Here is a 12,072-nt window from a genome sequence, read left to right on the forward strand (position 1 = left end):
CGGAGAAGATGGCAGTCGTGGAAGAGCTGACGGGCCGCGAGGCGGTGATCCAGCGCCTGCGCGATGTCGGTCTGCGGGTCACGGGCCCCCGCCTGGAGGTGCTCACGGTCCTCGCCTCGGCCGGCCATCTCGACGTGGAGGCGATCACCACCACCGCCCGCGAGCGCCTCGGCACGCTCACCAGCCAGGCCGTGTACGAGATGCTCCGCCACTTCCAGGAGACCGGCCTGGTCAGCAAGTTCGACCGCCCCGGCCTCCCGGCCGTCTTCGAGATCTCCGGACCGCCGCACCAGCACGCGCTCTGCGTGCGGTGCGGCCGCGTGGAGAACGTCGACGCCCCGGCCCCGAAGCCGCCCCGCGGCGCCCTGCCCGACTGGCGGACCAGCGACGCCGAGATCGTCTTCAAGGGACTGTGCCCCGACTGTGCACAGTCGTCCGAGACGTCGTCCTAGGCGTCGTCCGAGACCACTTGAACCCCATGCGTGGCGTTCGAATGTATGGCAGGGTCTAGCGGGGCGATTCAACGGGATCCTCAGGGATCCGAGGGGAGTCTGCTGCGCTGTGTCCAAAAACGCCACCGGGACGCGTACGGGAAGCGAACAGGCCCTCGCGATCTACCTCGAGCTCCGCGCCCGGCCCGCCTGTTCCTTCGACGAGGTCGCGGACGGCCTGGCCCTCTCCGCCGAGGAGCGGGACCGCTGCCGTGGCGAACTCACCACCCTCGGCCTGATCGAACCCACCGCGAAGCGCCCGGTGATCGACCCCGACCTCGCCCTGGTCCGCCTCCTCCAGCACGAACGCGACCGGCTCGCGCACCGGCTCGCCGAGACCGGCCGGGCCCAGGCCACACTGGAGACGCTGGCGGGCCCCTTCCTCCGGGCCGGTGCCGTCCCCCGTTCCGAGGTCGAGGTCGAGATCGTCTCCGATCCGCAGCGCGTCCGGCAGGAACTGGCCGGGCTCACCGACACCGTGCGCCGCTCCGTCCACTCCATGCACACCGGTTCGTTACGGCGCGAGGACATGGCCGAGGAGCTGGCGCGCGACCGGTGCCGCACCGGGCGCGGGCTGCGGGTCCGCGCCATGTACAGCCGCCGGATCAGCTCCGTACCGGACATGGCGCAGCACCTGGAGGAGCGGGCCGCCCTCGGGGTCGAGATCCGGCTCTCCCCCGTCGTACCGATGAACATGGTGCTCGCCGACGAGAACTTCGCGATGCTGCCCACCGATCCGCACAGCCCCGACTCCGCGACGATCCTCGCGCGCGGGCCCGGTCTGGTCCGCTCGTATCTCGCGCTGTACGAGTACTGCTGGCACGCGGCCGGCCCGTACGGCGACCGGCAGGCGGCCCCCGAGCACGGCGGCGACGGGCTCTCCGAACAGCAGCGGGCCGCGCTGCGGATGCTCGCCTCCGGGATCAAGGACGAACAGGTCGCACGGAATCTGGGCGTCTCGCTGCGCACGGTCAGCCGGCTGCTGTCCGAGGTGATGCAGGAGCTGGACGCCGCGAGCCGCTTCGAGGCCGGCGTGAAGGCGGCGCGGCTCGGCCTGCTCGACGGCGAGGGTTACGAACGGGTCGGGTAGGCGCGGGAGTTCGGGTGGCGTATCGCGTGACGGGTGACACTGGGAAGATCGGCATGACGGACACCCGCCGAGCCGTATGACAAGGTGAGGCGGGGCGACTCGGACGACAAGGGGGGTCACTTCGCCATGGTCACGACGGGCGGCGGCGGCGTCGGGAGTCAGGCGGTCGATCCCGCGCTGACCCTCTATCAGGAGCTGCGCAGGCGCGGCGTCTCCAGCTTCGGAGAGGTCTACGAGGAACTCGCGCTGGCGCCCGAGGAGTACGAGCGATGTCGCGGCGAACTGATCTCCCTCGGGCTCATCGTGCCGACGACGGCCACGCATGCGGCCCGCCAGGACCTCCAGGGCGGCACCTGGGCACCGGACGACGACACGGTGGCGGTGATCGACCCGGAGATCGCCCTGCTCCGGCTGTTACAGCGGGAGCGTGAACGGCTGCGCGTCCACCTCGAGGAGGCCGACCGCGCGTACAGCACCCTGGAGACGCTCGCGGGAACGTATCTGCGGGCCGGCTCCCTGGCCCGCTCCGACGTCGAGGTGGAGGTTCTCGGCGACTACCGGCGGATCCAGCAGGTGCTGGAGGACATCACCGACGTCATCCAGCACAGTCTGGCGTCGATGCACCCGACGTCCTTGGTCCGGGAGGTCGCCGACCGGGTGCTCAGCCGGGACCGTCGCCAGCTGGAGAACGGGGTGCGGGTCCGCGCCCTGTACAGCAACCGGGTCAACGCCTCCCCCGAGGTGACGGAGTTGCTCCGGCGCAGGGTGGAGCTGGGCGTCGAGATCCGCGTCTCGCCCGTCGTCCCCATGACCATGATCATCGCGGACGCGCAGTTCGCCGTGCTGCCGGCCAACCCGGCGGAGCCGATGGCGGGTGCGGTGCTGGCCCGCGGGCCCGCGCTGGTCCGCTCGTATCTGGCGCTGTACGAGCACTGTTGGCACACCGCGACCCCGTACGGCGACGGCATCGCGCCCGAGCACGGCGGCGACGGCCTCTCCGAGCAGCAGCGCGCGGCGCTGCGGATGCTCGCCTCGGGCATGAAGGACGAGAAGATCGCCCGCAATCTGGGGGTCTCCCTGCGCACGGTGAGCCGCATGCTGTCCGAGCTGATGCAGGAAATGGGTGCCACCAGTCGCTTCGAGGCGGGCGTGCGCGCATTCCGGCTCGGCTGGCTGGACTGACCGGACGAGTCGCCTCCAAAAAACAAATCGGCTCCGTGGCCACCCCATTCGGTGACCACGGAGCCGTTCTGTGGCAGGTCTGTTCAGGCCTGTTGAGGTCCGCCGGAAGATCAGTTGGCGGGAGCGGGAGCCGGGGAAGCGGAATTCCACTCGTTGCCGTTCGACGGGGACGACGTCGGCGCCGGCGTCGGGTCGGTCTCCGCGCCGGCGATCTCGTAGCGGGGAGCCGAGGTCGCGCCGGGCGCGGCCACCAGGGCGGCGCCGGCCGCGACGGCCGTACAGGCCACCATGGCGACGCAGAACTGGCGGACGGTCTTGCGAATACCGGAGTGACGCACAGCAGACATGATTCCTCCAGGAGTTGGAATGGGAATTCCGCTTCTGGGGGCCCGTGCCGCCGGGCGCTCCCTGAAGACATCTCCATATTGGCCCGGCCCCGGAAGCGAATCCATAGTTTCCCCATGCGTGGACTCGCCATGGCGTGGATGCGTCAATGCGCCGCCGGAACAACGGAATTGAGGGATCCGGAGCGTCCCATATCTTTGGTTAGACCAAAAGAGATGCTAGGCTTGTGGTACGGCCTTCTCGTTCCTCCAGGAGAGAGGGGCCGCCGGGGCAGGGGCGTGCCGCCGCTCCTGCCCCACTTCGCGCCGCCTCCCCGCGCGCCGCCTCGTACACCTCGATCGTCCGCGCGGCCGAGGCCCGCCAGCTCATCCCGCGGGCGTGACAGACCGCCGCCTCCCCCATCGTCGCCCGCGCCCGTGGATGCGCCGCGAGCCACAGCAGCCGACGGGCGTACTCCACCGGGTCGTGCCCCCGTACGAGCAGCCCCGTCACCCCGTCCCACACCGCCGTCGGCAGCCCGCCCACCGCCGCCGCGAGCACCGGCGTCCCGCACGCCTGCGCCTCCAGGGCCACCAGGCCGAACGACTCGCTGCGCGAGGGCACCACGAGCACGTCCGCCGCCCGGTACCACTCCGCGAGCCGCTCCTGCGGTACGGGAGGACAGGGGCGCAGCACATCGGTGACCCCGAGCTCGTGCGCCAGCTGCCAGGCGGTGCCCTCCCGGGTCGCCCCCGAGTGGCCGCCGATCACGGGGACGAGGAGACGGGGACGCAGCTCCGGCGCCATCCGCAGCAGCTCGGCGACCGCCCGTACGAGCACGTCGGGGCCCTTGAGGGGCTGGATGCGCCCGGCATAGAGGGGAACGAACGCATCGACAGGCAGGCCGAGCCGAGCCCGCGCGGCCGCCCGGCCTGCGTCCGGCCCGTCCCCCGGTCCGTCCCCCGGTCCGAAGGTGCGCAGGTCGACCCCCGGCCGGACGACCTCCGTGCGCGGCGCCGCCGCCCCGTACAGCGACCGGAGGGCCTCGGCCTCGCCGTCCGTGTTCGCGATCAACCGGTCGGCGGAGTGGACGACCTGGTGCTCGCCGCGGATCCGCAGCTCTGGCTCGGGGGTGTCCCCGTCCGCCAGGGCCGCGTTCTTCACCCGGGCCAGGGTGTGCGCGGTGTGGACGAGCGGTATCCGCCAGCCGGCCGAGGCGATGCGGCCGGCCTGCCCGGAGAGCCAGTAGTGCGAGTGCACCAGGTCGTAGCGCCGGTCCTCCTTGAGCAGGGCCAGCGAGAACGGCACGACGAGACCCGGCATGGCTTCCTTGGGGAGTGCCTCGCGCGGGCCCGCGTGCAGATGGCGGACCCGGACGCCCGGGGCGAGATCGACCGCCGGAGGGCGGCCCTCGCCCCGGCAGCGGGTGAACAGGTCGACCTCGGCGCCCTGTTCGGCGAGGGCCCGGGAGAGTTCGACCATGTAGACGTTCATGCCGCCGGCATCCCCGGTGCCGGGCTGGTGGAGCGGGGAGGTGTGGACGCTGAGCATGGCGACGCGCAGGGACACGTGGGGCTCCTGTGAGGGCGGGCCACGTGTCCCTGCGTTTGCGTCGCGCACGGCCACGCGGCGGTGAGGATGAACAGTGGGTCAGAAACCGAAGACGGGGCCGGACGGTGGGGCGAGCCGGGTCCCCGGCAGGGGCGCGGTCAGGGCGGCCGGGTCGATCGCCCGTCCCGGCTCGACCCTGAGCGCGGCGGCCAGCCGGTCGGCGCCCTCCGGCATCACCGGCCGCGCCCAGGCCGAGAGCGCCGAGGCCACGGCCAACTGCGCGGCCAGCGCGGGCAGATGACGGCAGGCGGTGGTGGGCCGGCAGCGCTCGTGGGCGTTGACATGGCCGAAGTCGGCCACCGAGCGGACCATCTCGTCGAGGACGGCGACCGCGCGCCGGGGGTCGAAGGCGTCGGGGCCGTACGCCTCCCGCAGATCCTCGACGGCCCGGTGCAGCCGCCGTTCCAGGATCTCCCAGCCGGTGCCGCCCGGCAGCGCCTGCGGGACGAGTCCCGCGCACTCCTCGCGTACGGAGGCGAAGAGCCGCGAGAGCCAGCTGTTCCAGGACTCGTCCAGCTCCCGGCGGGCCGCGGCGAGCCGGTCCCGGTGGAAGACCGTGCGGCGGCCCGTCGGGCGGGCCTGCAGGACATGGCGGCGCAGGGTGTCGGAGCCGTACTCGGTGAGCAGATCGAGCGCCCACACGTGCTGCGGGTCCTCGATGACGTACGACTCGTTGACGCAGAAGTCCTGCGGCAGCTTGATGTCCTGGGCGAGGAGCAGCACCGGCAGCAGCACGGCGTGGCAGAAGGCGTGCCCGAAGCCGCAGAAGTGGATGGCGCGGCGGGGCAGCGGGCCCTTGGTGTCGTAGCCGAACAGATGCATCGCGGCGGCCTCGAAGCAGCCGTCGACGCGGTGGTCGGGGAAGCCCTCGACGGGCACCTGGAGCCCCCACTCGCCCGGGTGGCCGACCGCGACGTCGGGCAGCCCGTCCTCCACCAGCGACTCGCACAGCGCGGCGAGGCGGGGCGGGAGACCGGCGGCGGCCCAGTAGTCGGAGAGCGCGTCCCGGAAGGGTTCGAGGGGCACGTAGAGGCGGCGGCAGCGGCGGGACAGCGCGGGGGTGTCGCAGAGCGAGCAGCGGGGCGCGATCAGGTCGCCGCCGTCGTTGGGGCGGGCGCACTCGTGGCACATGCCGCCGTCGCTGACCGCGCCGCAGTGCGGGCAGGTGCCGGTGACGTGCGCGCCGTACAGCCAGCGCTCGCACGGTTCGCAGTACGGCAGGAGGCGGGTGCGCGGGGCGATGACGCCCTGCGCGTACAGCCGGCCGAAGAGGTCCTGCACCCAGCGGCCGTAGCCGCGGTCGCGGCGCGGCCGGACGATGTGGTCGAACTCCACGCCCGAGCGCAGCCAGTCGGCGGTGATCGCCGCGCGGTAGCCCTCGGCGACCTCCTCGGGCTTGCGGTGGTGGCGCAGCGCCCGGACCTCGACGGAGCTGGCGTGGTCGGCGGTGCCGGTGGTGAACCGTACGGGCTCGCCCTCGGCGCGCAGGAAACGGGTCAGCACGTCGGCTGCGACGTACGGCCCGGCGAGATGACCGATGTGCAGTTCGCCGTGGGTGGCCGGAGGGGTCGCGGTGATCCAGACAGGGGTGCTCATGGGGGACCTCCTGAGCGTCAGCGAGGTTCGAAGTGAAAGGACCGGATGAAGCAGTCACGAGGCTGCTCGACCGCGTAGACGATGCATTCGAAAAGGGCTTGGGTGGTGAGCTTCTCGTCCGGGGCTATTCCGTCCGGATTCGATCCGTCCCATTCCGCGAAGCGCGGATCGGAGGTCGAGAAGTCGGGCGGGTAGAGCGAGAAGACACGGACTCCGGAGGGCCGGAGTCTGCGGGAGAGAATGTCCGCGAAACCGGCCTGCGCGCTTTTCGCCGTCCAGAACGCCTCGTGGGCGGCGCCCGCTGTGGCGGCGGAGGCGCCCTCGGCATCCCGTACGGCGACCATGTTGACGATGTCGGGTCGCAGCGAGGCGCGCAGCAGCGGCAGGAAGTGCTTGACCATCAGGACGGTGCCGCCGGCGGTCGACTCGATCGTCTCCACGATCTGGTCGTCGCTGGCCGCCTCCAGGTCCATGCCGTCGAGCCAGCGGGCGCCGTTGTTGACCAGCAGGTCGACGCGGTCGGTGTGTTCGCCGACCTTGGCGGCGAACTCCCGGATCTCGGCGGGTCGACTCAGATCGCAGCCGAAGGCGTGGATACGGTCACGGGCGGAGCCCATGACGTCGGTACGGGTGCGCTCGGCGGCCTCGACGGTGCGGGCCGATACATAGACCTCGGCGCCGAGATGCGCGAATCCGACGGCGAGTGCGCGGCCGAAATAGCGGGACGCGCCGGTCACGACGACACGCAGATTCTCGAATTTCATGCTCGTCTGGTCTCCCCTGCCCGGCGGGCGAATGCGGTCGAATTCAGCGTGGCAGAGGGAGAGGGGCCGGGGCCCGGTGAGAGGGGTGCGCGTTCACGCCGTTGCGTGGATACGCCACGGCAGCCGGAGCCTGTCGAGCACGGTCGCGCGCTTGTGGTGGACGCCGATGTGGCGGGGCCCGGCGGAGACGGTGACGGGGCCGCCGGGGGTGCGGACGGGCCCGTGGAGCTCCGGCACGACGGTCCCGGGGATCACGGCGGCGGCGGCGAGGGCGGCGGCCCCGGTGAGGGCGAGGCGGGGGTGCCAGCCGCCGACGGTGAGGGCCCGGACGGCGGTCCGCCCGTCACGGACGGTGAAGGCGGCGATCTTGGGCAGGGCGGAGTGGGGCGGGTGCCCGAGCCTGCGGGCGGCGTGCGCGCGCAGCGCGAGGAGCCGGCGCAGGGTGTCGTCCCCGGCGCGGAAGAGGGCGTCGGCGGTGGGGATGCCCACGTGGGCGGCGTCGACGAAGACGTACGGATTCCCGTACCGGACGAGGGACACCGGCAGCCCGCCGACGACGTCGACGGGCCGCCCGGTGGGCAGGGTGCCGGGGTCGTCGGGTGCGCGGAGGAAGTGGAGGCCGTACGCACCGGTGGCCGCCTCGGGGACGCAGCGCACGAGGTCGCCCGTCGTGACGGCGCGGACCGCGAGCGGGCGGCCGGGGCGGGCGGCGGCGACGACGCAGGCGAGGAGGGAGTGCCCGCATCCGGTACGGAAGTCGAAGCGGCCGCCGGGGAGCCCTTGGACGAAGCGGTAGTCGAGCTCGCAACCGGGGTACGCCGAGGCCCCGTACAGGGCGAACTTGTTCACCCCCGCGTACTCCGTCCCGACGAGGGCACCCCGCACCGCGGCGAGCTCCCCGCCCGACGCGAGTGCCCCGGCGGGCAGTTCACCCAACGCGACGACGAGCGTGGGCCCGGGCGCGCCCTCGGCCATGACGACGGCGGCGTGGACGAAGCCCGGGCCCGGGCCTCTCACGCCGCGCAGCCCACCGGGATGCGCATGCCCTGGACGACGTCCGTCCACAGTTCGTGGACGGCGAGGGCCCACAGGGCCAGGGCGTCCTGGTGCGAGGGGCGTTCGAGGTGACGGGTGAGGAGTTTCTGGACTCGGTCGGCGCGGACCTTGCCGCCCAGGACCAGGCGGGCCGGGGAGAGGAGGTCGCGGACGGTGTCGAGGAGCGGGCTGCCGGGGGTCAGCATCGCCGCGATCGGGAGGGTGAAGGGCTGCTTGGGGCGGGCGAGGACCGCCGCCGGCAGCAGTTCGCGCCCCGCCTCGTACAGCGCCCGTTTGCCCCGCAGCGCGGCCGGCGGCAGCGAGCGCGCGTGGGCCACCACCCCCGGCTGGCAGAACGGCAGCCGCGCCTCGACCGCCCACGCCATCGACAGATGGTCCACGCGCCGCAGGTGGTACGCGGGCAGCCGCCACCGCGTCTCGAACGCGGTGAGGGCCGCCATCCTGTCGGGCCCCGCCGAGCGCAGCTCCTGCTCGATCCGGTCGGCGGCCGAGCCCTGTTCGGCGATGTACGCGCGGTACCCGGCGGTGTACAGGTGCTCGCGCAGCATCCGCGGGGCCGCCGACAGCGCGTCCGCGTACGCCCCCGCCCAGTCCGCGCCCTCCGGTGCGGCGAGCGCGGCGCGCATCCGCTCGTACCCGCCGAAGAGCTCGTCCGCGCCGTCACCGGCGAGTGCGACGGTGAAGCCGGCCTCCCGGACGGCGCGGAACAGGGCGTAGGTGGAGAGCGCGATGGGGTCGGCGTTGGGCTGGCCGAGGTGGCGGACGGTACGAGTGAGCAGCGAGCCGAGCTCGTCGGGGTCGAGCGCCACCTCGTGGTGCACGGTCCGGGTCCGGCGGGCGACCGAACGGGCGTACGCGGACTCGGAGTCGGGCCACTTGCCGCGGTAGGTGAGGTGGAAGGTGTGCAGCGGGGGCGCGTCGGTCTCGCGGGCGTACTCGGCGGCGAGCGCGGTCACGAGCCCGGAGTCGAGGCCGCCGCTCGTGATCGCGCAGACGGGCACCTCGGCCTGGGTGAGCCGCCGCACCTCGCGCCGCAGCACGTCCTCGGTGTCGCCCACGGGGGCGACCGCCGGGGTCTGCGGGGCCCGGCGCCGTACGGCGGGCGGACACCCGGGCCGTACGACGGCGGTGGCGCCCGGCGGCAGCACCTCGATGCCGTCGAGCGCGGTCCGGGCCGAGAACGAGGTGCGGGTGGCGAGGACGGTGTCGAGGGAGTCCTCGCGTACGGCGATGCGCACGCCCTCGAAGGCGAGGAGCGCGGGGATCTCGGACGCGAACCGGGTGGAGCCGTCGGCGGGGTCGTGGTGCCAGTGGACGGGCTTCATGCCCATGTCGTCGACGGCGAGGACGAGTTGGGGCCTGCCCGCCCGCAGGTCGAGGACGGCGACGGCGAACATGCCGTCGAGGTGCTCGGCGAACCCGGGGCCGTACTCGGCGTACAGCGCGGGCAGCACCGTGCCGTCGCAGCGGTCGGGGAAGCGGTGTCCGCGGGCGGCCAGGTGCCGGCGCAGTGCCGCGTGGTTGTAGATCTCGCCGTTGAGGACGGCGAGGATCCCGGGCAGGTGCGGCAGCCGGTAGGGCTGCTGCCCGCCGCAGGGGTCGGTGACGGCGAGCCGGTCGCACCCCAGCGACCAGCCGGCCCCGCTGAGCACCTCGTGCTCGTCGGGGCCGCCGTGCCGCTGGCGGGCGGAGACCGCCGAGAGCTCGGCCGGCTCGGGGCGGGCCGCGTGGGCCGCCGCCCCGGCGGCGAAGGAGCCGAAAATCCTGCACATGCCGGTCGCCTCCGGTTCGTCTGCGTCTCTGCCTGTTCTCAGTTCACCAATGATTTGAATCTACCAAGTTTTTGAATGGCGCGTAAGTGCCATGTCCGGTTCACGCCACGACATGGCCTTGCGACGCCCCCGCCACCCCAACAGGCTGGCCCCATGGAGGACTTCAACCGCACCGCCCCCGAATCCCTGCTGGTGGTGGCCGCGCACCCGGACGACATCGAGTTCTGCGTCAGCGGCACGGTCATGCAGTGGGTCGCGCGCGGCACCCGCGTCACGTACTGCATCGTCACGGACGGCGGAGCCGGCGGTTACGACGAACAGCTCCCGCGCCAGGCGATGGCGGACCTGCGCCGCGCCGAACAGGTCCACTCCGCCAAGCTCAGCGGCGTCGCGGACGTCCGTTTCCTCGGCTACCCCGACAGCTTCGTGGAGCCGAGCGTGGAGCTGCGCCGCGACCTGTGCCGGATCATCCGCGAGGTGCGCCCGCAGCGGGCGATCATCCCCTCCCCCGAGATCAACTGGGCCCGCGTCGCCGACCTCCACCCCGACCACCGCGCCGTCGGCGACGCCTGCCTCCGCGCGATCTACCCGGAGGCCCGCAACCCCTTCGCCCACGCGTCCCTGCTGAAGCAGGAGGGCCTGGAGCCCTGGATCGTCCATGAACTGTGGCTGATGACGGGCCCGACGCCCAATCAGTACGTGGACGTCACGGGCGTCTTCGACCGCAAGGTCGAGGCCCTGCGGATCCACACGTCCCAGACGGCCCACTTCGACGACCTGGCGGGCCTGTTACGGGAGTGGCTGAGCGAACACGCGACGGCGGGGGGCCTGCCGGCGGGCCGGATGGCGGAGGCGTTCCAGATCGTGCACATCGACTGAGCCCCCCGCGCCCGGGCAGGCAGCGCAGGGGGCTCAGAGCTCGGACCGGGCGTCCCGGCTACGGAAGCTGCTTCTTCTCGACGTAGTAGGCGTAGGCGTACCCGCCGTCCTCGGAGCCGGTGAGCCCGGCCTCGAAGCGGAACGGACCGGACTTGGTCACGTCGATACTCCGCTGGAAGACGGAGCCGTCACAGACCGCGGTGTCCTCGGCCGAGGGCACGTACGCGTCCGCGACGGCGAACCTCAGCGCCACCTTGGTGTCCGCGCCGCCCGTGCAGGTGAACGCGAACGTCACGCTCAGCACGCCGTCGGGGGTGGCGGGGTGGGTGTTGCCGAACTGCCGCTGGAGCTGTCCGGACCCGCTCCCGAGGGACTCCCGTCCGACGAACGCCCCTTCCAGGACGGCCTTCGCCACGTCCGCGCCGGGCCTCGCGGACGCCGTCGGCGAGGCGGACCCGGTGACGCCGGGACTCCGGGAGGGCTTGCTCGCCTCCTCGCCCGGGCCGCACGCCGACGCGCAGAGCAGCGCGGCGGCGCAGAGGCCGACGGAGAGTCCGAGTCCCTTGGTCCGCGTCACGAGTTCTGCCGCCCGATCGACATGTCGCCCTTGCGCGGAGCCAGCACGACGATGGTCTTCTTCTTGACGGTGCAGGGCGGGGCGATCCACGTCTTGACGCCCGTCAGCTTCCAGCCGACCTGCCCGAGCACCGCACGGTACCCCTTCGAGGTGGTGTTCGTGTCGGTGACGGTCTGCGTCCCGGTCCACGTCCACGAGTTGCTGATCTTCGTGTCGACGCTGACCTTGGCCTTGGCCAGGATCGCCCCCGCCTCCGCCTCGACGCTCCCGCCGATGTCCCAGGTGAAGGTGTGGCTGCCGGTCACGGTCCAGGACACGGTCTGACGGGGCAGGAGCCACGTCGACTGGGGCTTGGCCTTGTCCGGGATGAAGTACGGCGATCCCTTGACGGTGTACGTCGGCCGGTCGTTCACCTCGGGACAGGCCATCGCGGCCATGTCCCCCTTGCCCGGCTTGGGCTGGACCGCCGGCTCCTCGTCCCCCTCGAACGTGAAGCTGACGGAGTCGCCGACACCGACGACCCGCCCGTCGTCCAGCACGATCCGCGCCCCCTCGGCCGGAACCGGCTCACCGACCGGAACGTCGACCGGAGCGGCGGCACTGGCGCCGGCTCCGGCCAGCAGCACGGCTGCGGCGGTTATGAGAGGGAGCGCGGTGCGCATGGCGATGTGGCTCATGTTTCCCCGATTCATGAGTGGATGGAGACACCTCCTCGCTCCTGACTCCTGGT

The 12,072-nt window shown here is 72.6% G+C and carries 12 protein-coding genes; 4 read left to right on the plus strand and 8 right to left on the minus strand.

Annotated features, from left to right (window positions below; translation table 11 throughout):
* The first annotated feature begins 8 nt into the window (after window positions 1–8).
* The 3 genes from FDM97_RS33240 (at window position 9) to FDM97_RS33250 (ending at window position 2,763) form a co-directional block, all read left to right on the plus strand.
* A complete protein-coding gene (locus tag FDM97_RS33240) occupies window positions 9–452 on the plus strand; it encodes a Fur family transcriptional regulator (protein WP_254705837.1) in 444 nt (147 codons plus the stop codon).
* Between the two features lie 109 nt (window positions 453–561).
* Window positions 562–1,581, plus strand: coding sequence for a helix-turn-helix domain-containing protein (locus FDM97_RS33245; RefSeq protein WP_137994186.1), 1,020 nt, complete (start codon window positions 562–564; stop codon window positions 1,579–1,581).
* A gap of 126 nt (window positions 1,582–1,707) precedes the next feature.
* The gene (locus tag FDM97_RS33250; protein ID WP_137994187.1) at window positions 1,708–2,763 is read left to right on the plus strand and encodes a helix-turn-helix domain-containing protein; all 1,056 of its coding nucleotides are present in this window, start codon (window positions 1,708–1,710) and stop codon (window positions 2,761–2,763) included.
* Window positions 2,764–2,873: 110 nt separating this feature from the next.
* Here the strand turns inward: FDM97_RS33250 and FDM97_RS33255 are convergent, their stop codons facing one another.
* From FDM97_RS33255 to asnB, 6 genes are all read right to left on the minus strand, one after another.
* The gene (locus FDM97_RS33255) at window positions 2,874–3,110 is read right to left on the minus strand and encodes a hypothetical protein (RefSeq protein ID WP_137994188.1); all 237 of its coding nucleotides are present in this window, start codon (window positions 3,108–3,110) and stop codon (window positions 2,874–2,876) included.
* Window positions 3,111–3,309: 199 nt separating this feature from the next.
* Complete coding sequence (gene mshA / locus FDM97_RS33260) at window positions 3,310–4,656, minus strand: D-inositol-3-phosphate glycosyltransferase (protein WP_432816269.1); 1,347 nt, start codon at window positions 4,654–4,656, stop codon at window positions 3,310–3,312.
* An 81-nt stretch (window positions 4,657–4,737) separates the two neighbouring features.
* Window positions 4,738–6,294, minus strand: a complete 1,557-nt coding sequence (locus FDM97_RS33265; protein ID WP_137994189.1) for a class I tRNA ligase family protein — start codon at window positions 6,292–6,294, stop codon at window positions 4,738–4,740.
* A gap of 17 nt (window positions 6,295–6,311) precedes the next feature.
* Window positions 6,312–7,058, minus strand: coding sequence for an SDR family oxidoreductase (locus FDM97_RS33270; protein WP_137994190.1), 747 nt, complete (start codon window positions 7,056–7,058; stop codon window positions 6,312–6,314).
* A gap of 93 nt (window positions 7,059–7,151) precedes the next feature.
* Window positions 7,152–8,075 (minus strand): PrpF domain-containing protein, encoded by a 924-nt coding sequence (locus FDM97_RS33275; protein WP_137994191.1) that lies wholly within the window; start codon window positions 8,073–8,075, stop codon window positions 7,152–7,154.
* Window positions 8,072–9,886, minus strand: a complete 1,815-nt coding sequence (gene asnB, locus FDM97_RS33280; protein ID WP_137994192.1) for an asparagine synthase (glutamine-hydrolyzing) — start codon at window positions 9,884–9,886, stop codon at window positions 8,072–8,074. Before asnB ends, FDM97_RS33275 begins: the two co-directional genes overlap by 4 nt.
* 153 nt (window positions 9,887–10,039) lie before the next feature.
* Here asnB and FDM97_RS33285 point away from each other — a divergent pair, with 153 nt between their 5' ends.
* On the plus strand, window positions 10,040–10,765 hold the full coding sequence (locus FDM97_RS33285) for a PIG-L deacetylase family protein (RefSeq protein WP_137994193.1): 726 nt from the start codon (window positions 10,040–10,042) through the stop codon (window positions 10,763–10,765).
* A 58-nt stretch (window positions 10,766–10,823) separates the two neighbouring features.
* Here the strand turns inward: FDM97_RS33285 and FDM97_RS33290 are convergent, their stop codons facing one another.
* Together FDM97_RS33290 and FDM97_RS33295 are read right to left on the minus strand one after the other, a co-directional pair.
* Window positions 10,824–11,342, minus strand: coding sequence for a hypothetical protein (locus tag FDM97_RS33290; RefSeq protein WP_137994194.1), 519 nt, complete (start codon window positions 11,340–11,342; stop codon window positions 10,824–10,826).
* The gene (locus tag FDM97_RS33295) at window positions 11,339–12,019 is read right to left on the minus strand and encodes a hypothetical protein (RefSeq protein ID WP_254705838.1); all 681 of its coding nucleotides are present in this window, start codon (window positions 12,017–12,019) and stop codon (window positions 11,339–11,341) included. The genes FDM97_RS33290 and FDM97_RS33295 overlap by 4 nt, the downstream gene beginning before the upstream one ends.
* Window positions 12,020–12,072: the final 53 nt, after the last annotated feature.

The sequence above is a fragment of the Streptomyces vilmorinianum genome (genome assembly GCF_005517195.1).
GTDB lineage: Bacteria > Actinomycetota > Actinomycetes > Streptomycetales > Streptomycetaceae > Streptomyces > Streptomyces vilmorinianum.